This is a genomic window from Mucilaginibacter sp. OAE612 (assembly GCF_041806395.1).
In the GTDB taxonomy this organism is placed as follows: domain Bacteria; phylum Bacteroidota; class Bacteroidia; order Sphingobacteriales; family Sphingobacteriaceae; genus Mucilaginibacter; species Mucilaginibacter rubeus.
Genome location: NZ_JBGMUW010000001.1, coordinates 6329283 through 6353687, shown reverse-complemented (window position 1 = coordinate 6353687; position 24405 = coordinate 6329283). Strand labels below are relative to the sequence as shown.

Below are 24405 nucleotides of genomic sequence, written 5' to 3'. Positions count from 1 at the left end.
TCTCTTGTTGTCGTGCCCCACAACAACATAATGTCTTTCTATGCATTGGGATTCCAACAATGGTGAAAAGTTGTGGTGAGGACCTGACAACAGGTATGCAAAGGAAAATAATGATTGCACAGGTGCATCTTCGCTTATAACGATACACCCTTTTCGTAATATCCTTTTATGGTTACGAGCATGATATGCAAAATAGGCAAATGTTATACGTGATCGATTATATCCAATTAAAAAAGCACGACGGGCCAGTATATTTTCTCAAAGCCTCTGCAAACATTTACAAAAGCGGTACCGTCCACCGGCTGCATCCAACCGTAATTTAAGTTCTGTAAGCCCTGGTTATTTTTATCCAGTACTATTCCCGATTCAAAAACCATATGCCCATCCCGTATAAGGTAAAAAGAACTGTTTACTGTAGCCATATCATCATTTTCACGATATTTAAAAACCCAGTTTTTTTTCATTTGAGCCAGTAGGGTTCTGCTATTTGTTTTCCAGCAAATCCTTTTTCTCATAAGAGGATTAAGACCGTCAAAATCTTCGGGCGCAATTACTATATAGGCAGTCCAATCGTCTTTTGAAAAATCACAATTTGAAAAGAGCTGTAACCTTTCGCCCGGCTTTACTTTAGGCAATAAGGGATTGAGCCTATTATTATTAATCTGCGACACCGGAATAGCGAGGTTATAGCCAGTTAATGACATAACAACAACTATTAAAAGCAGGATAGCAACCAGACTGATAAATATTCTTTTCATTAATTGAGAAATGCTGATTGCTTAAAAAAAACAGCCCTTTCTATTAAACAGTAAAGCTACCGATTTTCACCGGTAGCTTTACTATAAAATGAGTCTCTCTGTAAATTAATAAACCGCTAAGCTGTAATTAAGCGTTTGTCCTTCTTGTAAAAACAAATTCGGTGCTTTTGCTTTGTCTGAGTCGTTGATAACGCCATCGTTATTGGTATCTTTAAATTTCACTGAGCCAATTATCGCTGCAGGTGTTTGTTTAGGGCTGCTGTCAATATCGGCCTGGGTTTTAAAAATACCTATCGGAATCAGTCCATTGTAATAGCTTTTTTGGGTTCCTTTTTCAGCAACAATGTAATACTCTCCTATATAGGCAACTACTGCAGTCGCTTTTCCTGACGCATCCGTAGTAAGTGTGTATGAGGGCGCTTCCCCGGTATTGGGTTTATTTACATCATCATACAGTTTTACTGTTGCACCTGCCGATGCAGCGCCGGTCTGGCCATCAGTTATGGTAATAGCAACAGTTGAAGTAGCCGGCCCTTTTTTATCACATGAAGAAAACAAAAACGATGCTGCTATGCAGCCTGATAAAAGTAAAGATGTATATTTCATAAACCCTAAAACGAAACAAGGGAGCTATTGTTTTAATCAGTTGTTAAAAAAATTACCCGTAATGTACTATCCCTCAATAGCAACCGCTACATTTTCTGTTAAGATCTGTTTATTCTTATCCTACTTTTTTATAAATATCTTTTAAATTACGCCCCATTTCCTTGTAATCAAGGCCATAACCTACTACAAATTCGTTTCCTATTTCAAAGCCTACATACTTAAGCTCCTCTATTTTTTTTTGAAGAGCGGCCGGCTTTAATAATAATGAGCATAACCTTAATGAGGCGGGCTCTCTTTCCTTCAGTTTCTGGATTAGATAGTGAGCTGTATTGCCCGTATCAACAATATCTTCAATAATAACTACATCGCGTCCCTTAATATCAACCGTTAAATCAATATCTTCCCGTATTTTTAGCTTACTGGAGGTGCCACCATAGTATGATGCTAATTTGGTGAAGTTAATTTCGCATGGAATGCTCACTTGTTTGATCAGGTCGGCTGTAAAAAGAAAGCTGCCGCTGAGTACCCCTATAAAAACGGGTATGCTATTATTATAATCTTCATTTAATTGTATGCCAATGGCTTTAATACGTTCTTCAATCTTATCGGCAGTTAGTAGTATCTCAAATTCCAGATCGGCTATTTGTTTTGTCATTGGGTTTAGTTTGTGTTTTTTAAAGGCAGTATAATTCCGCCGTTTACATTAATCCCGGCGAAATTGGATTTTAAGCGCCTAAAATACTATTAATCACTTACAATAGCGTGAAAAATAATTGTGACATATAAGCTTATCTTTGCAGCCGAATGATTGACTATCAACTTTATACTTTACCTAATGGTATCCGCATACTGTATAAGCACTGGCCATCGGCAATTACACATTGTTGCTTTATTGTAAACGCGGGATCGCGCGATGAAGCTCCGGGACAGGAAGGCCTTGCCCATTTTATTGAGCACCTGCTGTTTAAAGAAACCGAACGCCGTAACACCAATCAGATCCTCAACAGGCTTGAGCTTGTTGGCGCCGATCTTAACGCTTATACCACTAAAGAATATACCTGCATCCACGCATCGTTGCTTAACCAGCACCTTGACCGCACTATGGATCTTTTTGAGGATATATTATTTCATTCCACGTTCCCCGATGATGAACAGGAGAAAGAGCGCGGTGTTATTTTAGATGAAATAGCTTCCTATCTTGACCAGCCGGAAGAAGCCATACAGGATGACTTTGAAGAGCTGCTGTTTAAGGAACACCCCATGGGGCAAAACATTTTAGGGACGCCCGAAACTGTTGGCAGGCTTAACGGGGACGACATCCGGGGGTTTATAGCGGCAAACTATAATACAACCGAAATGATCTTCGCCGTACACGGCAATTATGAGTTCAGGAAACTGGTGGCTATGTCTGAAAAGTATTTCGGCCATGTTCCTTTAAATGAGCTTCAAAAAAATCGGGTAAAGCCAGTACAAAGTACGGGTAGTATCCATATCGTTAACAAACCTATCTCACAAACGCACTGCATTATAGGCACACAGGCTTATTCATCATCGCATGAGCATAAATGGGGCTTATTATTGCTTAACAACCTGCTGGGCGGGGTGGGCATGAGCAGCCGGCTCAACCTCGAGATCAGGGAAAAACATGGTATAGCCTATACTGTCGAATCAAATTACACCCCCTTAACCGATACCGGCATCTTTTCTATTTATTTTGGTACGGATACCGAAAAAGCAAACAAAGCCTCAAAACTGATTCATAAGGAGCTGAAAAAACTGCGTGAACAAAAGCTGGGCAGTTTGCAATTGCACCAGGCCCGGCAAAAGTTTATCGGACAAATAGCATTAGCAGAAGAAAACCGCATGAGCCTCATTATTGCCATGGCCAAAAGCATGATTGATTTTAACCGTGTTGACACCCTCGAAGAGATCTTTGCTAAAATTAACCAGGTAAGTGCCGAGCAATTGCTGGAGATCAGCAATGAAATTTTTGATAATGACCGCCTGATCACTTTGCTATTTGAGCCTAAGCAATAATCCTTTATTTTTGCAAGATGAAGTATCCTATCATTGCCTACGGTGATCCTGTTTTAAGAAAGAAAGCAACAGCCATTGAGCCCGACGAGTATCCGCATATAAAAGAACTGGTTGACAATATGTTTGAAACCATGTATGCGGCCCGTGGCGTTGGACTGGCAGCGCCGCAGGTAGGCATGTCAATGCGTTTATTTGTAGTGGATGCCACCCCCTTTGATGATGACGAACCGGAGCTAAAGGATTTCAAAAAAGCGTTCATCAACGCTACCATACTGGAAGAAACCGGTGAGGAATGGGGCTTTAACGAAGGCTGCCTGAGCATTCCGGATATTCGTGAGGATGTATACCGCAAGCCGGTTGTACGCATGTCATACTATGACGAGAACTGGAAACATCATGAAGAAACGTTTAAAGGCATGGCCGCGCGCGTTATCCAGCACGAATACGATCACATTGAAGGCAAATTGTTTACCGATAAGCTAAGCCCGTTACGTAAACGGCTTATCGAAAAAAAGCTTAACGATATATCAAAAGGCATGGTTGATGTGGATTATAAAATGAAGTTTCCCAACATTAAAAAAGGAAGATAATACTTTACCCAAAGCATATGAAGAGCCGCCACACAGCGGCTTTTTCTTTTTGTATATTTTTATAAATATTCAGCTAAACCTGTAAAAATTACAATACTATACCTCTGCATTAAACCAATCGGCGTAATTTCGGTCTTTGTTTTGGCATTTTTAATGCGTTATATTTACACAACCAATCATAAAAATCATAAACCAATGACTACCAGACGATCTTTTCTAAAAACTTCGGCGCTACTTTCAGCAGGCCTGTTGGCAGCTCCTAATTTGTTTGCATATGATAAAAAATATATAGGCTTACAATTATATACTGTGCGTGATGCTATGGCTGCCGACCCTGTTGCTGCATTGGCAAAGGTTGCCAAAACAGGTTTCACATCTGTTGAAGGTGCAACTTATACTGGTACCGAATTGTTTTATGGCATGCGCCCTGGCGATTTTGCAAATGTTTTAAAACAAAACGGCCTCATCATGCCGAGCGCGCATTACCGTTTAGGCGAGGAGCTGGTTAACGGCGAACAACAAAAAGGAACCATCATGAACGACTGGAAAAAAGCCGTTGATGACGCTGCCGAAGCTGGTGTGCAATACATGGTTTGTGCATATCTTTCACAATCTGAGCGTGGCAATCTTGACCATTATAAAAACGTGGCCAACATGCTTGATATAGCCGGCGAAACCTGTAAAGGCGCGGGTATCCAGCTTTGCTATCACAACCACGACTTTGAATTTATACAGGAAAACGGTAAATACCCATATGAGATCCTTTTGGAGAACACCGATAAAGACCTTGTAAAAATGGAAATGGACCTGTATTGGGTTAATAAAGCAAACCAGAATCCAATCGCCCTTATTGATAAGCACCCGGGCCGTTTCCCGCTGTGGCATGTTAAGGATATGGACAAAACCCCTGAAAAGAAATTTACTGAAGTTGGAAACGGGGTTATCGACTTTAAAAAGATCTTTACCCAGGCTAAAAAATCGGGCCTCAAATATTTCTTTGTTGAGCAGGATGTTTGCCCGGGCGATCCGTTTGTGAGCATTGCACAAAGTATCAGCTATATTAAAAAGAACCTGGTGTAATATTGCTTTTACACTGATATCCTGAAGGCCTGCATTTAAAACAAATGGCAGGCTTTTTTTATTCTACAAGGGCAATTGTTTTATAACACATTTAACGGCAAAGGAAAATGAGCGCAATCATAATCAAATACGTCATAGTCATTTTGATGGCTTCTCTTCTTTTTGCCTGTGTTGCTGAAGCGCAAACCGATAAACAGCCGATTCAGGCCCCACAGCAACATGTTACCTGCCTTTAAAGGCCCGGCGGGACTTGAAGCTCAATGATGGGAGGTTCTCTTTTTGCCCCTGTTCCTGCGCTCCCTGAACCGGTTAAAGAAAACAAAAGCCAGCAAACAAAGCACACAACCGCAAATGCCGTTCAGGCGCAGTCCATAATCGTTGCCTGGGTCTTTTCCATAAATGGTTAAAAACGCGAACAATGCAATACCCAGTGTTTGGCCCAGTTTTACAAACAGGTATTTAACCGCAAAGAACATTCCTTCCCGGTTCTCACCGGTACGTTTAGCCTCGTTCTGTGCTATTTCGGCAAGTATAGCATTGGGTAAAATACCCAGCGAGGCCAGCGGAAACGACGCACTGATAACCAGCGTATAGATTTGCACCTGCGGTGTAAATGGAAGTTTGCCCAGGAAAAATATCGCTACAAAAATTAAACTCAGTAACCCGAACGAAAAAAGCACGATAGGTTTTTTGCCAATCTTTTGCGACAGGTAATTAACCAGCGGATAAAACAGCAGTGATACCAATACCATCGTAGCCATAAGTTCTCCGCCCATAGATTCGGGCAGATTTAACAACGATTTTAAAAAAAACAGTAAGCCGCTTGATATGATGCTTAATGCCATATAGTACGAAAAATCGGATATTAGGTAATATTTGAAATTCCGGTTTTCAAAGGTTTTTTGAATAGCAGGCAATAGCGGCAAGTGCGATGGGTGACCGTTTGAATACCGTTTTTCGTCAATGGTGAATACAGGCACGAGCATCACCAGCCCGGCAAATATGGCCAGCCCCCAAATGGTGTACTGTACGGCGGTATCGCGATTGAGGGTACCGGCAAAGCGTTGTACCCAGTCGGCAAAGTTATTGACCATGGCCGATAGGATAATCCCTATCACAAAACCCACCTGTTGTAATGATGATAGTTTAACCCTTTCGCTGCCCGTACGGGTAAGCTCCGGCAGCAGGGCGTTGTACGGGATAATATAGGCCGTAGCACCCATAAAAAAGCAAATAAGCGTAAAGGTAAGCCAGTAAGCGTTATGGATACTTTCGCCCTTTACCATGGGGTAAAAGGTTAATCCGCAAAATAAAGCTGCAGGTAAAACAGCCCATTGCATAAAAGGAATGCGCCGCCCACGACGGTTTTCGCTTTTATCACTTAGCGAGGCAATAAAAGGATCAAAAAAAGCATCCACCAACCGCCCGGAAGCTGTAATCACAGACATGATATTGAACAGGCCAAAAAGCAACAATTGAGGTACCAGCGTAGTAAGCCCGGCATTGTTTGGCGGCAGGTAAAAGTAAGGCAGCATCACAATGATAATATTGGTCATAATGCTCCACCCTATCATTCCGCAGGCATAAGCAAGCTGTTTGGAAAGTGGTAGTTTATTGGCCGGCATTTAATGCAATATGCAAATATTACATCAATATATAATGGAGGTTTAACCGGTTGTTTTACAACCCGGCGTAATAATCATACCCCTGCTCAGCCCAGTAATCGCGGGGACGGCTATTGCTGAACGTTATGATGCCTATCCGCTTCAGGTTTTTGATGCCATATTTTACAGGGATAATGAGCCTTAGCGGTGCGCCATGCTTTGGAGGTAAGGGTTTTTCGTTAACCTCATAGGCCAGCAGGGTTTGCGGATGCATAGCGCTTGGCATGTCAACGCCCACGTAATATTCCCTGTCGGGCGTTTCCATGCCTACATACTCAAACCGGGCTTCGGCATCAAGCTTAAAATGAGCTATAAAATCGCTGAATTTTACGCCGCCCCAGTGCGAAATCTGGTCCCAGCCTTCTACGCACTTAAAATCATAAATGATCTCGGTTTTAGGAAGTTTCTTTATTTCATCGATACCGATATTCAATAGCTCACCGTTCTGCTTTTTGACCGACAGTTTCCAGTTGTCTACATCAATCAAACCATCCGAGCCTATATCACTGTTGTGGCGCACCACCTTCGCCGCCATTTCCTTTGGATAGGTTTTTACCAGGTTTTTATTGCTGTATAGCTGGCGAACCACCTTTTCGTTGGCATTAAGCACCGCACGTAATGGCTTGTGGGCATCTCCTGTAATGCCCGGCACCTCATTGGGCGAAGTATAAAGCCAGCGCCAGCCGCCATATGCGGCACCGCCCAATACCAGGAAACTGCCGAAGGAGATAAAATTGCGCCGGCTGATCTTCTGCTCAACTGTAAGCTCCTTTTTCGGGCCTTTATTTTTACTGAAAACTTTATTCAGCTTTTTCGTTAGTTTCATCGTTTTGAATTTGAATAGCGGGTTGTGGTTTTTCATCTATCACCTCAAACCCCGAAATAACCGACCTGAAATTATTCCAGCCGGCAAGTACAACCTGTACAACATGCACCAGGAAAAACAGCACATAACCAATGGTGAGCACAAAATGCCAGATGCGGGCCAGGTGGTACCCGCCGCAGAGCCAGACTAAATAATTAAGCTGTACCGGTTTGTAAATAGCCAACCCGGTTATCAGCGAGCCAAAGCCCATAACAATAATAGCCGTATAGGCAATACGCTGGGCCGCGTTGTATTTATTTTGAGGGGGGGCCATTTTGCGGATATGCAGGTCGTGCAAAATCACCAGCCAGGCCTCTTTAAACGAATATCGGTTTGGCACAAGCTCGCGCCACTGGCCCGATATAATGGTATATGACACATACAAAAAGCCATTAAGTGCGAAAAACCACATGAACAAAAAATGGAAAGCCATACCCTCGGCCAGCCGCCGGGGAATGTGCAGCGCATCATAAAAGCCCTGCGGAAAAAAGTGAATAAAAGTAACACCGAAGAGCGTGAACGTGTAAGTATCATTTGCCCAGTAAATGAGTAAGCCACTCCAGATCATGATGGTGAGGATAGGGAAGTTTACCCAATGCGTCCAACGCATTAACAGGGTGTGTTTTTCTTTAATTACTTTCATCTAAATGCTCTTAATGCTATTCAACACAACTATTGTAAGTTTTTATCTTGTTGCCCAACATCCGCCGATACTTTGAACAGGCTTTTCGATGCTGCCAAAACAGCACCGTTGCTTGTATTTTGCACAAAACCTATTACTTCCCATCCCCGGGCCTCAACCCCGGCAGGTAAAGCAATAGTTGCGCTGCCATTGTTTTTGTTTAAAGGCATGGTTTGCAGGTTTCGGACAATTTGAGCGTGGGCCAATGTTCGGCCGCCGTTTTCACCACGCTCAACTTTTACAATAGCCTGTTTTTGAACCAATGCCAATGATATCACATTAGGTGCGCTCCCGGTATTGCCTTCAACTTTGTATTGTACCGAAGCTGTATTATTTGCACTAAGAGTAACACTTAAGTTCAATTGAACACTGTCGCTCCCTTGCAAACCGCTTTTAATAGCACTGCGTAAACGCTCCTCCTGCGAGCCTACAAACTCGGTTTTACCATTAACCACAATTTGCGGCGTGTAAACCTGCGACAAGTTTAACCAGTGCGCATATTCATTTTGCCGTTTTGAATAATCGGCACTACTGAAAACGTCTTTCCAGCCAAGACGGTTCCAGTAATCAACATGGTAGGCTAAAATATAAACGGGCTTATCGCCAACCTCTTTTTGAACTTTGGCAACCAGTTCGTCGGCAGGCGGGCAGCTTGAACAGCCTTCGGAAGTAAACAGTTCAACAAGGGCAAAACCTTTACCATCAAACTTTAAATTATCGCTGTGGCTGGTTTTAGCCCCGCTTTTGCAATTTATAAATGCGACAGAAACGATTACTGCACCTATAACAAACGGCACAAACGCAAGTATTCTGATCTTTCTCATTTCACTTAGATTAAATGATATACGTTTTTTACTGCTTTGTCGGGTTTATGGGGATAACCTTACAATAATTTCTAACTTTTTTTACTGGTATAAATATCGGCATAATAAGCTCAAATCAAGGCATGTAGCGTAACTTAGTAATCATCAGGAAGGTCTTGGATTAAAATAAATTTGAACTTATTTTGTAAGGATTAAGCCCAGCGCCCGACTAAGCCTGTAATTGTATTAGCATTACCGCATTTCATGTTAACCGAAACTAATGTATTAAACCCACATAAATGGGTTGCCGCCTATGCCGATTACCTGTATATGTACGCCATTGTGCGCATCAACGATGAGGACACGGCCAAAGACCTGGTACAGGAAACTTTTTTGGCAGCCCTTGAAAAAGTGGACCGGTTTGAGGGCAAAAGCACCGAACGAACGTGGCTTACCGCTATCCTTAAAAATAAAATTATTGATGTATACCGCAAAAAGTCATCTGGTTTAGCTATAGCTTCGGCTAATAAAGCAGCTCAGGAGCAAGATGATTTTTTTGAGGAAGACAATGGGCACTGGAAAGCTGAATATGCTCCTCAGCCCATCGCGGCAATGGATGATCAGGACCCTTTGTTAAAAAAAGAATTGAACGGCATCCTGCAAAAATGCCTTCAAAAATTACCTGCCCTGTGGAACGCGGTATTTACCATGAAACACATAGACGATGCGGCTACCGAAAACATTTGTACCGAACTGCATGTTAGCCAGGCCAACTTCTGGGTTATCATTCACCGGGCAAAAGTTAACCTGAGGGCATGCCTTCAAAAAAACTGGAATTAAACTGAAATGAGCTATTTAAAAAAAATTATATATAACTGTAAACAAGCCACTTTTCTCATTGAAAAAAAGCAGCTTAAACGACTTACCTTCCGCGAGGAAATGGAACTGCGCATTCACCTGGCCGGTTGCGGCGTGTGTGTATTATACAATAAACAAAGCCGCGCTATCAATGATATGGTGCAGCAGCTATTTCATGATTCGCTAAAAAATGAGCTGAAACTTGATGATGCTTTTAAAGCAGATTTGCAGGCAAGGATTGAAGAGGGCTTGGCGTAATAAGATTTTATCACGAATGGATTTGCATTATGACTAAAATTTGAGCGAATTACACGAATCCATGTTTGACACGAATCTTTGCTTGGCGTAGATAATAGGATCGAATTATACGAATTGGCGTGGGTGATTAGATAGCCGGATCCTTTTTTAGAAAACAACTCGTTGATATTCAATTGAAGGTTTTCCGAAATTTATTACAAGGCCTAATTTGAGGCCAGAGGCTTTTAAGTAGTTAAGCGTTTGTTTGATATATGGGTCGCCGATGTAATTGCCTATTTTTACTTCGAGAATGATACCGTCATAAACTACAAAGTCAGCAACAAAGAAATGCTTGAGCTTTTGTTCTTTATATGTAATGGTAAATGGTCTTTCTCGTACAAATGGGATATTTAACCTGGCAAACTCAAACTCGAGGGCATCCTTATAAACTGCTTCTTTAAATCCGTGCCCCAATATGTTATGAACCTCAAAACATGCCCCGATAATTTTGTAAGATTCTTCCTTAAATAAGATTTCAACCACGGTTAACAGAATTGGTGACCAAAATATAGAATGATTTTAATTTCATCAATAATTTAATTAACTCTCGCGAGGAGTCGATAAAAAACAATTCGTGTAATTCAAAATAATTCTCTTCAGAGAGCAAGGATTCGTGTCAAACATGGATTCGTGTAATTCGATCTAATTGTAATCGACACGCAAAATATTCGTGTTAAAACTCCCTATCCTTCGTATCCATTATAATAGTTACCGGGCCATCATTTAACAGGCTGATCTTCATATCAGCACCAAAAATACCGGTTGCTATCTTTTTGCCTGTCAAGGTTTCAAGCGTTTGTACCATTTGCTCATACATCGGGATAGCCTTGTCAGGTTTAGCAGCCCTTAAAAACGACGGACGGTTTCCCTTTTTAGTTTGAGCAAATAAAGTAAACTGGGAAATCAGTAATATATTCCCGTCAATATCTGCAAGGGCTTTGTTCATGAGGCCGTTCTCATCTCCAAAAACACGCATGCCGACTATCTTATTGGCCAGCCATTGCAGGTCTTCGGTAGCGTCGGCATCTTCCACTCCTAATAAAACCAAAAAGCCGGCGGCTATTTCGCCGGTAATATTCCCGTCAACAGTACATCTTGCCTGGGTAACGCGTTGTAGTACAGCTCTCATATATTTTTACACCAATTCTTTATATCGGCCACAATTTAGGCGAATTTCACTAATCATCTGCCTTATATAAAGTAATTCGCATAATTCGATAAAATTCAAGTTATCATAAAGCATCAGTGTCAATTCGTTATCATTAGTACAATTAGTGTCAATTCCATTCGTGTAATTAGTGCGTAATTAATTAAGTTCGCAACCGCTATTATGTATATCTAATTAATAGGATTTAAAATGAGTACAAAAAAAGGCTTCACTACCACCATATTACATGCCGACCGGCTTGGTAAACCCGAGCATGGTTCGTTACATAAACCCATCCACACCTCTGTAACCTACGGGCACGAGGATGTGCAGGACCTGGTTGATATTTTCCAAAATAAAAAAAGTGGTTACGCTTATTCACGCCAGGGTAACCCTACTGTTACCGCTCTGGAGCAAAAGGTAACTCAAATGGAACATGGGGTATCAAGTATCGCTTTCTCAACCGGTATGGCGGCAATTTCGGCAACGGTGATGGCCCTTATTAAAGGCACTGACCATATCGTAGCCAGCTCGTTCCTGTTTGGGAACAGCCGCAGTATTTTCCAAACCTTTATTGATATGGGTATCAGTATTGATTTTGTTGATGCTACCTCGGTTGATAATGTACGCGCGGCGGTAAAAGCAAATACCCGCATGGTGTTTGTTGAAACTATTGCCAATCCTGCCACGCAAATTGCCGACCTTAAAAACATTGGCGATCTGTGCGAAGAAAAAGGCATTATGTACGTGGTTGATAACACCATGACCTCACCATACCTGTTTAACCCGGTTAATGTTAAAGCCAGTTTGGTGATCAACTCGCTTACCAAATACATTGGCGGTCATGGCAACGCCCTCGGTGGCGCGGTTACGAATACCGGCTTGTTTGATTGGGCAAACTATCCAAACATTTTCCCCGGATTTAAAGCAGTGGTAAAACCCGAGAACCTGGGCATGACCCAGATCCGTAAGAAAGGCTTACGTGACGCCGGCGGCACTTTATCACCCGAGGCCGCGCACACAATATCTGTTGGTGCCGAAACCCTGGCCCTGCGCCTTGACCGCGCCTGCAGCAACGCTTTGGCACTGGCTAAATATTTCGATAATCACCCAAAAGTTAAAAAAGTATTTTATCCGGGCGTTGAATCGCACCCACAGCACGCATTGGCCGGCGAGTTATTTGCACGCTATGGCGGCTTGATGAGCATCGAACTTGATGAAAGTATCGACTGCCTGGCATTTTTAAATAAACTGAAACTGGTTGTAAAATCAAGCAACCTTGGTGATACACGTACCCTGGCTATCCCGGTTGCGCAAACCATTTTCTTTGAGCTCGGCGCTGAACGCCGTGCCGAAATGGGGATTCCTGAAAGCATGATCCGCCTGTCGGTAGGTATTGAAGACCTTGACGATCTACTTGAAGATTTCAAAACCGCTTTAGGCGAATAAATATCGGGCCTTGTGAATATCACAAGGCCTTTTTTATTGAATAAGATTATCTACCGGAAGGTACAATGTCGGGACGTAAAAAACTTTAACCAACAAATAGGGGTTAATGCTCTCTTTGTTGTAATATAGATATATGAAAATAACCCAAACCTTAAAAACAGTCCTTTTCGGTCTATCTTTTGTGCTTGTATGTAGCGCCCTCAACGCACAGGTTAATGCCGATTCACTTACTATCAAACTGCAACAGGCATTTACGAAGGAAAGCCTGCCCGGCATGTATGTGATCATGACCGATGGTAATAAAGTTAGCTACTCCCATAGTTTTGGCTATGCAGATGAAGCCAACCAAGTACCCTATTTAGCTAATACAATTCAAAACATTGGCTCGGTGAGTAAAACTGTTATTGCCGTAGCGTTGATGAAAGCTATCGAATTAAAGTATTTTACGCTGGAAACAGATATCAACGATGTGCTACCTTTTAAGGTAACCAATCCTAATGACCCAAACGGAAAAATAACCATCAGGCAGTTAACCAACCATACATCAGGGATTGTTGATAACCCTGATGTATATCATTACTGCTATCATTTTTATCCTAAACTAAGGGCCTATGACAGTGTTTCGATTAAAACCCTTAACCAAATGGGGTTTGGTGATAAATTAAAGGATACAACTTTAGCCCAGTTCTTTTACAACTATTTATCCCCACAGGGAGAATACTACAGCAAGGCCAATTTCGGGGAAGGTCCGGCAGGAAGCGTTTCCTCATATTCTAACATCGGCTCGGCACTGGCGGCATATCTGATTGAACTTAAATCGGGCCTTTCTTATGCACAGTTTACCCAAAAGTATATCCTGAAGCCCCTAAAAATGGATCATTCAGGCTGGCATGTTTCAGATATAGATTTAAAGAAACATGCCTATTTATATCTCGATCTAAAGAACCGGTTCCCGTTATATGACCTGGTTACCTACCCTGATGGTGGCCTCAAAACTTCGCCCGAAGATTTGAGCAAATATTTAATGGCCATCGCCAGGCATGACAAAAAACTGCTTACCGAGGCATCATACCAGGCTATGTTCACTCCGCAGTTCAGTAAGGAACATCCGCCTAAAAACATCAACTTAACCTACCGCAACAAAGGCATCTTCTGGAATTTATATACCAACGGCACCATCGGTCATGACGGTGATGACCCGGGTGTTGGTACTTATTTGTTCTTTAACTCCTCGACAGGTAAAGGTGGTTTGTTTTTGACTAATAAATATTTGCCCAATAAACAGGCTATTGTTGATGTGCTGGTGAAGGAAGCGGCGGGGAAATAGGCCGACGAGGTGCAGTCTTAACATTGATAAACCATGTCATTGCACGAAGCAATCGCACGGAAACATAGCCGCCCTGTATAGCATGCGATTGCCGCGTCGCGCCCCGGCTTATTCCCGTTGGGCTCCTCGCAATGACATATTTTATGCTTGTTTTTCTTGTTTCCTGATTCTAACAGTCCTGGCTCTTTCCTCCTGACTCTTTATTCTTGCTGTCTTGCTTCTCTCCCTAAGCTCTTGTATCATTACCATGATAAATGCTCAGATAGCTTTCATAGCGTGATAGGGTTATCTCGCCTTCTTCCAAAGCTTCGAGTACGGCGCAGCCGGGTTCATTGATGTGGCGGCAATTGTTAAAACGGCATTGGTTCATCCGTTCGCGCATTTCGGGGAAGAAATGACCAAGCTCTTGTTTTTCTATGTCGATAACGCCCAGTTCGCGGATGCCGGGGGTATCAATAATAAAACCACCCTGCGGCAGCTCAAACATTTCGGCAAAGGTGGTGGTGTGCATGCCTTTATCGCTCCAGTCGGATACCATGTGTGTGCGCAGGTCCAGCTCGGGCAGCAGCGCATTGATCAGGCTTGATTTTCCAACGCCCGAGTGGCCGGAAAACAAGGTGACCTTATCCTTCAACAAATCCTGTACATGGCTGATATTAGTACCTTCAATAGCCGAAACTTCAAAACAGGGGTAGCCAATATCTTCATAAATAGCTTTATAATCGGCCAAAACCTCCAGGCCTTCATCGCTAAACAGATCGAGCTTATTGAACACCAATCTTGCAGGGATATCGTAAGCCTCGGCAGTTACCAAAAAGCGATCGATGAAACCCAGGGAAGTACGCGGAGAAGCCAGCGTAACTACCAAAATAGCCTGGTCAAGATTGGCGGCAATGATCTGCGCCTGTTTGCTCAGGTTAATAGCTTTGCGGATGATGTAGTTTTTTCGTTGATGCAGGTTGGTGATCACGCCATCTTCCCTGTCGGGCTCCATTTCAAAATCAACCACATCGCCAACGGCAATAGGATTGGTTGTGGTAATACCTTTTATACGGAACTTACCTTTGATGCGGCAATCTATCTTTTGCCCATCGGGGGTTTGTACCTGGTACCAGCTTCCGGTTGATTTTGTTATTAGTCCCTGCATGTTATCGAGCTCCAAAAGTAGCAAATTAATTTTGACACTAATTTTTTCGAATTTGAGCGAATTACACGAATTGCTATTCTACGTCATAATTTGTGTAATTCGGTTAATTGTGAATGGCATGCTGAGCATTCGTGGTAAAAATCTCTCCACGAATTTATTCGAATTAGCGAATTACACAAACTGCCTTTCCGAGCCGTAATTAGGGTCATTCGATCGAATCATACCCCTTGCTCAGCATTAGGTTGAAATAATTCGCGTAATTCGCATAAATTATTGACGCCCTGCAAGCATTCGTGCTAAATAATCAAAATATTTAACTGCATATAGGATCCGCAGTCGTTTCCCTGTACGCTTACAATAATCCGCAATGACAGATAAAACCTTTTACCCATCCCCCTCATTATCAAATCCATCAATCACCCCCTCAATCGCCTTACGATTATTACGAAAATCATAAATTATTAAAAAAACCTTGCAAATCAGAAAATAATCTACTTACTTTACAGACATTATATATGACAATTAACAACACCATTTCTACAATTATTATTACCACCGGTATAAACCTCGGAGGAAGATAATCGTATGGTGTAAAACATAAAATGAAAGCCAAAAGAAAAACCTTCCTCCGCAAAGAGGAAGGTTTTTTTGTTACAGAACGATTACTAACCCATAAATGAAAGTTTTAAAATTCGGAGGTACTTCCGTTGGATCTGTAAACAGCATCCAAACCCTGTTAAGCATCCTGAAGGATGAAGTAAAAAATGAAGAAAAGCCGGTGGTGGTATTGTCAGCCATGGGCGGTGTAACCAACCTGCTTTCGGCCATGGCCGAAGATGCAGCCAACGGTATTGATTTTACCGCCGGGCTTGCCGAACTGGAAAAGCGCCACTTTGATGCGGTAAAGGCTTTGCTCGACGTGCAGAACCAGAATCCCGCCCTCACCCGTTTAAAAATTCACTTCAACCAACTGGAAGAATTGCTGCAGGGTGTACTTACCCTCCGTGAGCTTACGCCTAAAACCCGCGACCAGGTGCTGGCTTTCGGCGAGCGCTGCTCAACACTGATGGTGAGCAAAATTGCAGCCCAGCATTTTGGCGATGTACTTTTTGTTGATGCTGCTGATGTAATTAAAACCGACAGCGCTTTCGGCAATGCTAAGGTAAACACCGAGCTTACCGAAAGGCTGGTACAAGGCCTGTATACCGAAAACAAAGGCAAAACATTGATCGTTACCGGTTTCATCGCCTCAAACGATGCAGGGCAAACTACAACATTAGGTCGCGGTGGGTCTGATTATACTGCAGCCATATTCGGCGCAGCGTTAAATGCTCAGGAGGTTCAAATCTGGACAGATGTTAACGGTATGATGACCGCCGATCCCCGCATGGTGAAAAAAGCGTTCTCCTTAACCGAGCTTACTTATACCGAAGCCATGGAGCTTTCCTACTTCGGCGCCAAAGTGATCTATCCGCCAACCATGATCCCGGCATTTCTAAAAAAGATCCCTATCGTGATCAAAAATACCTTTGAGCCTGAGTTTGAAGGGACGGTGATCCGTCATGATTGCAAGGCCTCTACCCTGCCCATCAAAGGGATCTCATCTATCAATAATATCAGCATCCTCAATTTGGAGGGTAGCGGCATGGTAGGCAAATCGGGCTTTAGCGGCCGCTTATTCTCCTTGCTTGCCCGCGAGCAAATCAACGTAATCCTGATCACCCAATCGTCATCTGAGCACAGCATTACTTTTGCAGTTCAGCCGCAAGATACAGACAGGGCAAAACAGGTTATCGAACAGGAGTTTGAACTGGAGCTTGCCGCCAAAAAATTGGAACATCTGGTTATCGAAAAGAATCTGGCCATCCTGGCCATTGTTGGCGAAAACATGAAACAAACTCCGGGCATGTCGGGCAAGTTGTTCCATGCGCTGGGCCGTAACGGTGTTAACGTAAGGGCTATAGCACAAGGCTCATCAGAATATAACATCTCGGTGATCATCTCGGCGAACGATCTGTCAAAAGCCTTGAACGCCGTGCACGACGCCTTCTTTGTACAGTTGACCAAAACCCTGCATGCGTTTTGCCTGGGTACCGGCAACATCGGCAAAACATTGTTTAATCAATTGAACGCCCATAGCGAATACCTGAAAGATAACAACGGCATCCAAGTTAAAATAGCCGGTATCAGCAATACCCGCAAAATGACGTTCAATAGTGATGGCATCTCTTTAGATACCTGGCAAAATGACCTGCAATCGTCGCCTTATGAAGCCGATCTGCAATCGTTCATCAACCGGATGAAAGAAATGAACCTGCCAAACTGTGTATTTATTGACAACACTGCAAGTCCCGTTCCTATCGGTTTTTACGAGGAGATCTTTAAAGCCAATATCTCGGTGATCACCTGTAATAAAATAGGCAACTCGGGCAGTTATAAGCAGTACCGCACGTTTAAAGATACCGCACGCGCTCATGGCGTTGATTTCTTCTACGAAACCAACGTTGGTGCCGGTTTGCCAATCATCAATACCCTTAAAAACCTGATGAACAGCGGCGACAGAGTGCAGCGTATCGAAGCAATACTTTCGGGCACTATATCGTTCATCTTTAATAACTTTAAAGGCGATGCCAATTTCCACGATGTGGTAAAAGAAGCCCAGGACAAAGGCTATACCGAACCAGACCCGCGTGATGACCTTAGCGGTAAGGATTTTATGCGCAAAATGCTCATCCTTGCCCGCGATGCCGGATATGCTATGGAAGAGGCCGACGTTGAAATAGAAAGCGTGCTGCCAAAAGCGAGCCTTGAAGCTAAAACTGTTGAGGATTTTTATGCAACATTAAAAACCGAAGACGCGCATTTTGCCAAACTTAAAGATGCAGCCGAAAAAGACGGCAAAGTATTGCGTTACATTGGCAAGTTAGAGGAAGGTAAAGTAACTATAACCCTGCAAATGGTTGATGAAAACCATCCGTTCTACATGCTGTCGGGCAGTGATAATATCATATCCTTTACTACCGACAGGTACCGCGAACGCCCGCTGGTTGTAAAAGGCCCCGGCGCAGGCGCCGAAGTAACCGCCGCAGGCGTATTTGCTGATTTAATAAATGTGGGCGCTAATTAGTTTAAAAATCCCCTCTTGAGAGGGGGCCCGGCGGGAATCGCGTTAGCAGGGGTGTGTTGAGGATCGATAAGTCGCATGCAGAATAACACACCCCTACACCCCTCTCAAGAGGGGAATCGCACAGCCCTCGCCTAAAAGCGACATATGATAGTTTGATATTTTGAATAATGGAAGATAATAAGTTACAAGAATTAGCTCCCCCTTTAAGGAGCGGGATGCGCGACAGTATCCACGTTTTTGCTCCGGCAACTGTAGCCAATGTGGTTTGCGGTTTTGATGTGTTGGGCTTTGCGGTTGATGAACCTGGCGATGAGGTAATCATGCGTGTGACGGGCAAACCTGGCATCACCCTCAGCAAGATTACCGGCGATGACGGCAGGCTGCCGCTTGATCCGGCAAAGAATACCGTCAGCGTGAGCGTTCAGCATTATTTACAAAGTATTGGCCGTACCGATATTGGTTTAGATATCGAGCTGCATAAAAAAATGCCTATTGGCAGTGGTTTAGGTTCAAGCTCGGCCAGTACAGTTGCCGGTTTGTTTGCTATTAAAACATTATTAGGCGATGATTCCGACCCTATAAAACTGCTTCCTTTTGCCATGAAGGGCGAGGAAATGGCTTGCGGCCATGGTCATGCGGACAACGTTGCTCCTGCCCTGTTTGGTGGTTTTGTGCTCATCCGCAGTTATGAGCCCCTTGATGTGGTAAGGTTGCCGCATCCTAAAAACCTGTGGTGTGCCATCGTGTTCCCTGATGTTGATGTACCTACAAGAGAGGCCCGCCAAATAATCCGTAAAAACATCCAGATGAAGGATGCCGTTACCCAGTGGGGCAATATTGCCGGCTTAGTAAGCGGTTTATTTATGCAGGATATCGACCTGATTGGCCGCAGTATGAAAGATGTGCTCGTTGAGCCAGTACGCTCTATGCTGATCCCAGACTTTTATAAAATGCGTGAAATGGCTATGGAACTTGGTGCGGTAAGCTTTGGCATCTCAGGATCAGGCCCGTCTGTTTTTGCTTTTACCAAAGACGAAGCCACCGCACGAGCCATCACCCAAAAGCTGCAACAGCACTTAACCGATTTAAAAATCGGATCCAATAGCTACGTATCAACTATAAATGACGCCGGACCGAAGGTTTTGGGGTAGTCTTAAATCCTTCGCAATACAAACCACTATGTCATTGCGAGGTACGAAGCAATTGCACGGAAGTAAATCCGCTCTGTATAGCATGCGATTGCTTCGTACCTCGCAATGACATCGATTAGATGAGCTCCAATAAACTTAAAAAATCCGAAATCGAAAATCCGAATTCCGAAATCAAAAATGAAACTCTACAGTACCAATAATACCCTATCTGAAGTATCTTTCAAAGATGCTGTTTTCAACAGTATGCCGCAGGATAAAGGCCTATACATGCCTTACAGCATCCCCCGTTTGGATGACGACTTTATCAACAACCTTGATAAATACTCCTTACCCGAAATTGCTTTTAAAGTAGCCCAAAACCTGCTTGGCGATTCTATCCCCGAAGCTGATCTGAAAGCGCTGATCGATGATGCTATCAGCTTCCCTGCTCCTATTGTAAAGCTGGAAGACAATGTATATGTCCTCGAGCTTTTCCACGGCCCATCACTGGCATTTAAAGATTTTGGCGCTCGTTTTATGAGCCGCGTAATGAGCTATTTCCTTGAGCCCGGCGAAAAACAGCTTGACGTATTGGTTGCTACCAGTGGCGATACCGGCGGTGCGGTGGCTCTTGGCTTTTTAGGTGTCCCCAATACCCGTGTTACCATCCTTTATCCTAAAGGCAAGGTAAGCGGCGTTCAGGAGCAGCAACTAACTACCAATGGTCAAAACATCCGTGCCCTTGAGGTTGACGGTACTTTTGATGATTGCCAGGCCCTGGTGAAACAGGCATTTGTTGATGATGAGCTGAACGAAAAATTCCGCCTTACATCCGCCAATTCCATCAATATTGCACGTTTAGTTCCGCAAACTTTTTACTACTTCAATGCTTATGCACAGCTATTAAGGCAAGGCATTAAAAAAGTAGTTTTCTCCGTGCCAAGCGGCAACTTCGGCAATATAGGCGCAGGTTTGTTAGCCTGGAAAATGGGCTTACCTGTCGAAAAATTTATTGCAGCTACCAATGTTAATGACACCGTGCCTGAGTTTCTAAAAACCGGCGTTTATCAACCCAAACCGTCGGTAGCAACTTTATCTAACGCAATGGACGTAGGCAACCCAAGCAACTGGGTACGTATTGCCGATCTGTTTAAAAACGATACCGAAGCGCTTAAAGAATTGGTTGTTGGCTTTAAGTACGATGACGAGGAAACTGTAAAAGCCATCAACTGGGTATTTGATAACTATAATTATGTGGTTTGCCCACACACTGCTATCGCATGGCAGGCTTTAACCGATTATAAGCAGGACCATGCCGCTGTTGACACCGCCGGTGTATTCCTTTCAACCGCACATCCTTGTAAATTCCCTGACGTATTTAGCGATGAGGTTGCTGCTAAAATTGAAGTACCGGAACAGGTAAAAGAACTGGAAGCAAAAACCAAGCTCGCAGTAGCCATTAGTAAAGATTTTGCTGATTTTAAAGGCTATCTTTTAGGGGTTAATTAATTTCAGTATTTTTAGCTGCTGGAAAACCAACAACTACCCGTTATTGCAGAAAGCTGGGTAGGCCTGTCAGTCTGAGCCTGTCGAAGACTCGCGCGGAGAGGCCTACCATCATGCTTCGACAGGCTCAGCATGACACCCTTTTTCGGTCGTGGGAAAGCTACGCAATAACAGGCAGTTGAAATATGGCCGACTTCAATACCGAAACATAAAATGCTTAGCAAAACCCTGATATTTATCTGCCTCCTGGCAGTTTGCCTAACCGCCTGCAGCCGTAAACAAAAGTTCGACCGTGATAAATGGGATGATGGAGATGGCCTTACGTTCGCTTATCGCCCGGGTATGGTTAATGACCTGATTGAAAGTAAACAGCTTAATAATCTTAAATATCAACAGGTGATCCATTTGCTCCACCGTCCTCAATTAAGCAGTAAAGACAGCATGGTATACGACCTTGACAGAGAATACAGCAAAGGCAAATTGATTTATACCCAAACGCTTGTTGTTTTTTTGAAAGATTCGGTAGTTACAAAGGCCGAGGTTCATGAAACCCACGCAAAGAAAAAATGATCAACACCATAATATTCGATCTGGGGGCCGTTCTAATCGATTGGAACCCGCATTATATGTACCGCAGCCTGTTTACTGATGAACAGGAAATGATAGACTTTTTGGCTAATATCTGCACTTCCGACTGGAATGAGGAACAGGATGCCGGCCGGTCCTTACAGGAAGGCACAGATTTGCTTGTGGCCCAATTTCCGGAACACGAAGCCAATATCCGTGCTTTTTATTCCCGCTGGATAGAGATGCTTGGCGATCCTTTTCACGATACGGTAGAGATCTTCAAACAATTAAAAGAAAGCGGTAAATACAAAATCTACGCATTGACCAACTGGTCGGCCGAAACTTTTCCGATGGCCATGGCCCAGGAGCGTTTTGATTTTTTAAACTGGTTTGATGGCATTGTGGTATCCGGCACCGAAAAAATGCGAAAACCAACGCCTGCCTTTTATCAAACCCTGCTTGATCGTTACCATGTAAATGCAGGTGAGGCTTTATTTATTGACGATAATTACCGTAATATTTTAGCGGCAGAAAAGATGGGCATCAAATGCATCCACTTTACATCGGCCGAAGCTTTAGAGATAAAGCTGAAGGAGTTAGAGGTGTTGTAAAATCTTGCAAACCGGCCGCGAGAACATCTGTGATGAAGTACTTAACACGGGCTTACATTTCTAACGAAAGCTCCGGTAATGGCGTTACAAACGGGCGCAAGTTTATGAACAATACATATTTATTTCTGCGGGGCAACTATCCATGCTACAATTACCACAGCCAGTATCCCGGCAATAATCAAATAACTTAACGGGTGGGCAAAATTCACTGTCCAGCCATGTACTTAATTCTTTTGGGCACAATGATCCGGCTATCATCTTTATTGTAATAAAATACGCCGTATTTATAATTATTACTATCCTCTGTAGGTTCCATTCGGTATTTATCCAAATAACTCGCTGCTCAAATACCTGTCGCCCCGGTCACAGCAAATAAAAACGATTAGCCCCTCTTCCAGCTCCTGCGCAAGTCTTACAGCCGCAGATAGTGCGCCGCCGCTGCTCATGCCTGCAAATACGCCTTCTACTTTGGCCATCTGACGCGCCATCTGGGTAGCTTCTTCCTGTGAGATATCCATCACCCTGTCAACGCGTTTAGCATCAAAGATCTTGGGCAGGTATTCCTCCGGCCACCTGCGGATTCCCGGGATAGACGAGCCTTCAACCGGTTGGCAACCTACTATCTGTACGTTGGCGTTTTGCTCTTTCAAATATCTTGAACAGCCCATGATGGTGCCGGTAGTACCCATCGCACTTACAAAATGGGTGATCTTGCCTTCGGTATCCCGCCAAATTTCGGGGCCTGTTGTTTTTACGTGGGCCATGTAATTATCCGGGTTGGCAAACTGGTTCAACAGAAAATACTCACCGGTAGCGGCCTTTTCTTCAGCATAATCGCGGCAAAGCTCTATCCCTTCAAGCAACGTAACTTTAGCGCCAAAGGCCTCCATGGTAAGCGTACGCTCGCGGGTGGAGTTGGATGGCATCACCAGCTCTATCTCCAGATCAAACAACCTTGCAATCATAGCCAATGCTATCCCTGTATTGCCGCTGGTAGCTTCAATCAACTTTGTGCCGGGCTTAATATCGCCGCGCTCGATAGCACTCCTGATCATGTTGAGCGACGCACGGTCTTTTACGCTGCCGCCCGGATTATTGCCTTCCAGCTTGGCGAAGATCCGCACTTTTGGATTTGGGTTCAGCTTTTTAATTTCTACCATAGGCGTGTTGCCTATCAGGTCTATCAATGAAGCCATTATATATTTTTTATGGTAAATGTTCTATTTCTTGTGGCCGAACAATTTAATGCTCAATCTTTTCAGTACCCTGTGGTTAGGTGTGTGGTATACCCTCGAATTTGGTGGCAAACTCTTGGTGAGCCAAACGTTTCCTCCTACCACACTGTTATGCCCGATGATGGTTTCGCCGCCTAAAATGGTGGCCCCCGAGTAAATCACCACATTGTCCTCCACCGTTGGGTGCCGCTTGGTATTGGCCATACTTTTATCCACACTTAAAGCACCTAAAGTAACGCCCTGGTACAGCTTTACATGCTTACCTATTTTACAGCTTTCGCCAATAACAATACCGGTACCATGATCTATATAGAAATACTCGTCTATTTGGGCAGCAGGATGAATATCTATCCCTGTTTTAGAATGCGCATATTCTGTAAGGATCCTTGGCAACAGAGGAATATCATCGATATAAAGGCTGTGCGCCACCCTGTAAAGCGAAATGGCATAAAAGCCCGGATAAGTACGGATCACTTCAAATTCGCTGCGAGCGGCCGGATCGCCGTTAAAGATAGCCTGGATATCGGTATTCAGAATGCGGAATAGCTCGGGAAGGCCCTCAAAAAACTTTTTGGCCAGCTTTGAGGTATCACAGTTACTGCAGGCTTTGGTGGCATGCATAATGTCACAAAGTTCATTCTCAAGCCTTAAAAACTCATCCTTCAGCTCCTCAACTGAAGCATACTGTTGCCCGGTTTGTTCGGGGTACAGCAAATGGATCACTTTTAGTGCCCAGGCAGTAATCTCCCTGTTTGAAGGCACAGCCTCCAGCTTTTGCTGTTTAGCAAAAATATGTTGATAAAAATCCTGACTCATGTTTTATGGTGGGGCTGTTTTGGGAAAACAACCAATAACAGTACAAGTTTATATAAAAGATTGTTGTTAATATGTAAAATGAGCTGGATAATTGATATTTGAG

At 43.5% G+C, this 24405-nt stretch carries 24 protein-coding genes; 12 read left to right on the top strand and 12 right to left on the bottom strand.

The features are described 5' to 3' along the window. Window positions 1-227: 227 nt before the first annotated feature. The 3 genes from ABID99_RS26615 to hpt form a co-directional block, all read right to left on the bottom strand. Window positions 228-758, bottom strand: coding sequence for a hypothetical protein (locus ABID99_RS26615; protein ID WP_090533463.1), 531 nt, complete (start codon window positions 756-758; stop codon window positions 228-230). 105 nt (window positions 759-863) lie between these two features. Continuing rightward, on the bottom strand, window positions 864-1364 hold the full coding sequence (locus tag ABID99_RS26610) for a hypothetical protein (RefSeq protein WP_090533461.1): 501 nt from the start codon (window positions 1362-1364) through the stop codon (window positions 864-866). 115 nt (window positions 1365-1479) lie between these two features. Next, window positions 1480-2019, bottom strand: coding sequence for a hypoxanthine phosphoribosyltransferase (gene hpt / locus ABID99_RS26605; protein WP_354485320.1), 540 nt, complete (start codon window positions 2017-2019; stop codon window positions 1480-1482). A gap of 152 nt (window positions 2020-2171) precedes the next feature. Between hpt and ABID99_RS26600 the strand changes: the two genes are divergently transcribed. From ABID99_RS26600 to ABID99_RS26590, 3 genes are all read left to right on the top strand, one after another. Beyond that, complete coding sequence (locus ABID99_RS26600) at window positions 2172-3401, top strand: M16 family metallopeptidase (RefSeq protein WP_373615933.1); 1230 nt, start codon at window positions 2172-2174, stop codon at window positions 3399-3401. Window positions 3402-3418: 17 nt separating this feature from the next. Further along, window positions 3419-3991: a peptide deformylase gene (def, locus tag ABID99_RS26595; protein WP_373615639.1), complete on the top strand. Its 573-nt coding sequence runs from the start codon at window positions 3419-3421 to the stop codon at window positions 3989-3991. 195 nt (window positions 3992-4186) lie between these two features. After that, complete coding sequence (locus ABID99_RS26590) at window positions 4187-5071, top strand: sugar phosphate isomerase/epimerase family protein (protein WP_373615636.1); 885 nt, start codon at window positions 4187-4189, stop codon at window positions 5069-5071. A gap of 257 nt (window positions 5072-5328) precedes the next feature. Here ABID99_RS26590 and ABID99_RS26585 read toward each other — a convergent pair whose 3' ends face one another. Genes ABID99_RS26585 through ABID99_RS26570 form a run of 4 tightly spaced genes read right to left on the bottom strand, consistent with a single transcriptional unit; the run spans window position 5329 to window position 9106 of the window. Beyond that, window positions 5329-6696: an MFS transporter gene (locus ABID99_RS26585; protein WP_373615634.1), complete on the bottom strand. Its 1368-nt coding sequence runs from the start codon at window positions 6694-6696 to the stop codon at window positions 5329-5331. A gap of 55 nt (window positions 6697-6751) precedes the next feature. Continuing rightward, complete coding sequence (locus ABID99_RS26580) at window positions 6752-7561, bottom strand: molybdopterin-dependent oxidoreductase (protein ID WP_373615632.1); 810 nt, start codon at window positions 7559-7561, stop codon at window positions 6752-6754. Beyond that, window positions 7536-8243 (bottom strand): cytochrome b/b6 domain-containing protein, encoded by a 708-nt coding sequence (locus ABID99_RS26575; protein ID WP_373615631.1) that lies wholly within the window; start codon window positions 8241-8243, stop codon window positions 7536-7538. The genes ABID99_RS26580 and ABID99_RS26575 overlap by 26 nt, the downstream gene beginning before the upstream one ends. Before the next feature lie 29 nt (window positions 8244-8272). Further along, entirely contained in the window at window positions 8273-9106 is an 834-nt protein-coding gene (locus tag ABID99_RS26570; protein WP_373615630.1) for a DUF1223 domain-containing protein, read from the bottom strand. A gap of 243 nt (window positions 9107-9349) precedes the next feature. Here ABID99_RS26570 and ABID99_RS26565 point away from each other — a divergent pair, with 243 nt between their 5' ends. Together ABID99_RS26565 and ABID99_RS26560 are read left to right on the top strand one after the other, a co-directional pair. Then, window positions 9350-9925, top strand: a complete 576-nt coding sequence (locus ABID99_RS26565) for a sigma-70 family RNA polymerase sigma factor (protein ID WP_090533446.1) — start codon at window positions 9350-9352, stop codon at window positions 9923-9925. Between the two features lie 6 nt (window positions 9926-9931). Then, entirely contained in the window at window positions 9932-10201 is a 270-nt protein-coding gene (locus ABID99_RS26560) for a hypothetical protein (RefSeq protein ID WP_090533444.1), read from the top strand. Window positions 10202-10348: 147 nt separating this feature from the next. Here ABID99_RS26560 and ABID99_RS26555 read toward each other — a convergent pair whose 3' ends face one another. Together ABID99_RS26555 and dtd are read right to left on the bottom strand one after the other, a co-directional pair. Then, window positions 10349-10723 carry a GxxExxY protein gene (locus tag ABID99_RS26555; RefSeq protein ID WP_091176114.1) on the bottom strand — a complete coding sequence of 125 codons (375 nt, stop codon included), beginning with the start codon at window positions 10721-10723 and terminating at the stop codon, window positions 10349-10351. A 190-nt stretch (window positions 10724-10913) separates the two neighbouring features. Then, the gene (dtd, locus tag ABID99_RS26550; RefSeq protein WP_090533441.1) at window positions 10914-11369 is read right to left on the bottom strand and encodes a D-aminoacyl-tRNA deacylase; all 456 of its coding nucleotides are present in this window, start codon (window positions 11367-11369) and stop codon (window positions 10914-10916) included. A 228-nt stretch (window positions 11370-11597) separates the two neighbouring features. Between dtd and ABID99_RS26545 the strand changes: the two genes are divergently transcribed. Further along, the gene (locus ABID99_RS26545; protein ID WP_373615625.1) at window positions 11598-12836 is read left to right on the top strand and encodes a cystathionine gamma-synthase family protein; all 1239 of its coding nucleotides are present in this window, start codon (window positions 11598-11600) and stop codon (window positions 12834-12836) included. 133 nt (window positions 12837-12969) lie between these two features. Continuing rightward, on the top strand, window positions 12970-14163 hold the full coding sequence (locus ABID99_RS26540; protein ID WP_373615623.1) for a serine hydrolase domain-containing protein: 1194 nt from the start codon (window positions 12970-12972) through the stop codon (window positions 14161-14163). A gap of 226 nt (window positions 14164-14389) precedes the next feature. Here ABID99_RS26540 and rsgA read toward each other — a convergent pair whose 3' ends face one another. Then, a complete protein-coding gene (rsgA, locus tag ABID99_RS26535) occupies window positions 14390-15310 on the bottom strand; it encodes a ribosome small subunit-dependent GTPase A (RefSeq protein WP_373615932.1) in 921 nt (306 codons plus the stop codon). Between the two features lie 676 nt (window positions 15311-15986). Here rsgA and thrA point away from each other — a divergent pair. The 5 genes from thrA to ABID99_RS26510 all read left to right on the top strand — a co-directional run bounded on the left by thrA (window position 15987) and on the right by ABID99_RS26510 (window position 22251). After that, window positions 15987-18437 carry a bifunctional aspartate kinase/homoserine dehydrogenase I gene (gene thrA, locus ABID99_RS26530; RefSeq protein WP_188834189.1) on the top strand — a complete coding sequence of 817 codons (2451 nt, stop codon included), beginning with the start codon at window positions 15987-15989 and terminating at the stop codon, window positions 18435-18437. 167 nt (window positions 18438-18604) lie between these two features. Then, window positions 18605-19588: a homoserine kinase gene (locus ABID99_RS26525; protein ID WP_373615622.1), complete on the top strand. Its 984-nt coding sequence runs from the start codon at window positions 18605-18607 to the stop codon at window positions 19586-19588. Between the two features lie 177 nt (window positions 19589-19765). Next, the gene (thrC, locus tag ABID99_RS26520; RefSeq protein WP_373615620.1) at window positions 19766-21076 is read left to right on the top strand and encodes a threonine synthase; all 1311 of its coding nucleotides are present in this window, start codon (window positions 19766-19768) and stop codon (window positions 21074-21076) included. Window positions 21077-21286: 210 nt separating this feature from the next. After that, window positions 21287-21643 (top strand): hypothetical protein, encoded by a 357-nt coding sequence (locus ABID99_RS26515; RefSeq protein WP_091176136.1) that lies wholly within the window; start codon window positions 21287-21289, stop codon window positions 21641-21643. After that, window positions 21640-22251, top strand: coding sequence for an HAD family hydrolase (locus ABID99_RS26510; protein WP_373615618.1), 612 nt, complete (start codon window positions 21640-21642; stop codon window positions 22249-22251). Before ABID99_RS26515 ends, ABID99_RS26510 begins: the two co-directional genes overlap by 4 nt. 323 nt (window positions 22252-22574) lie before the next feature. Here ABID99_RS26510 and cysM read toward each other — a convergent pair whose 3' ends face one another. Both cysM and epsC read right to left on the bottom strand, forming a co-directional pair. Continuing rightward, window positions 22575-23447, bottom strand: coding sequence for a cysteine synthase CysM (gene cysM / locus ABID99_RS26505; RefSeq protein WP_090533424.1), 873 nt, complete (start codon window positions 23445-23447; stop codon window positions 22575-22577). Between the two features lie 24 nt (window positions 23448-23471). Beyond that, the gene (epsC, locus tag ABID99_RS26500; protein WP_090533421.1) at window positions 23472-24302 is read right to left on the bottom strand and encodes a serine O-acetyltransferase EpsC; all 831 of its coding nucleotides are present in this window, start codon (window positions 24300-24302) and stop codon (window positions 23472-23474) included. Between the last annotated feature and the right edge of the window lie 103 nt (window positions 24303-24405).

Bases quoted from the DNA above. Each gene is read 5' to 3' on its own strand.
- ABID99_RS26615 (WP_090533463.1), bottom strand. From the start codon at position 758: ATGAAAAGAATATTTATCAGTCTGGTTGCTATCCTGCTTTTAATAGTT.
- ABID99_RS26610 (WP_090533461.1), bottom strand. From the start codon at position 1,364: ATGAAATATACATCTTTACTTTTATCAGGCTGCATAGCAGCATCGTTT.
- hpt (WP_354485320.1), bottom strand. From the start codon at position 2,019: ATGACAAAACAAATAGCCGATCTGGAATTTGAGATACTACTAACTGCC.
- def (WP_373615639.1), top strand. From the start codon at position 3,419: ATGAAGTATCCTATCATTGCCTACGGTGATCCTGTTTTAAGAAAGAAA.
- ABID99_RS26590 (WP_373615636.1), top strand. From the start codon at position 4,187: ATGACTACCAGACGATCTTTTCTAAAAACTTCGGCGCTACTTTCAGCA.
- ABID99_RS26585 (WP_373615634.1), bottom strand. From the start codon at position 6,696: ATGCCGGCCAATAAACTACCACTTTCCAAACAGCTTGCTTATGCCTGC.
- ABID99_RS26580 (WP_373615632.1), bottom strand. From the start codon at position 7,561: ATGAAACTAACGAAAAAGCTGAATAAAGTTTTCAGTAAAAATAAAGGC.
- ABID99_RS26575 (WP_373615631.1), bottom strand. From the start codon at position 8,243: ATGAAAGTAATTAAAGAAAAACACACCCTGTTAATGCGTTGGACGCAT.
- ABID99_RS26570 (WP_373615630.1), bottom strand. From the start codon at position 9,106: ATGAGAAAGATCAGAATACTTGCGTTTGTGCCGTTTGTTATAGGTGCA.
- ABID99_RS26565 (WP_090533446.1), top strand. From the start codon at position 9,350: ATGTTAACCGAAACTAATGTATTAAACCCACATAAATGGGTTGCCGCC.
- ABID99_RS26560 (WP_090533444.1), top strand. From the start codon at position 9,932: ATGAGCTATTTAAAAAAAATTATATATAACTGTAAACAAGCCACTTTT.
- dtd (WP_090533441.1), bottom strand. From the start codon at position 11,369: ATGAGAGCTGTACTACAACGCGTTACCCAGGCAAGATGTACTGTTGAC.
- ABID99_RS26545 (WP_373615625.1), top strand. From the start codon at position 11,598: ATGAGTACAAAAAAAGGCTTCACTACCACCATATTACATGCCGACCGG.
- ABID99_RS26540 (WP_373615623.1), top strand. From the start codon at position 12,970: ATGAAAATAACCCAAACCTTAAAAACAGTCCTTTTCGGTCTATCTTTT.
- rsgA (WP_373615932.1), bottom strand. From the start codon at position 15,310: ATGCAGGGACTAATAACAAAATCAACCGGAAGCTGGTACCAGGTACAA.
- thrA (WP_188834189.1), top strand. From the start codon at position 15,987: ATGAAAGTTTTAAAATTCGGAGGTACTTCCGTTGGATCTGTAAACAGC.
- ABID99_RS26525 (WP_373615622.1), top strand. From the start codon at position 18,605: ATGGAAGATAATAAGTTACAAGAATTAGCTCCCCCTTTAAGGAGCGGG.
- thrC (WP_373615620.1), top strand. From the start codon at position 19,766: ATGAAACTCTACAGTACCAATAATACCCTATCTGAAGTATCTTTCAAA.
- ABID99_RS26515 (WP_091176136.1), top strand. From the start codon at position 21,287: ATGCTTAGCAAAACCCTGATATTTATCTGCCTCCTGGCAGTTTGCCTA.
- ABID99_RS26510 (WP_373615618.1), top strand. From the start codon at position 21,640: ATGATCAACACCATAATATTCGATCTGGGGGCCGTTCTAATCGATTGG.
- cysM (WP_090533424.1), bottom strand. From the start codon at position 23,447: ATGGCTTCATTGATAGACCTGATAGGCAACACGCCTATGGTAGAAATT.
- epsC (WP_090533421.1), bottom strand. From the start codon at position 24,302: ATGAGTCAGGATTTTTATCAACATATTTTTGCTAAACAGCAAAAGCTG.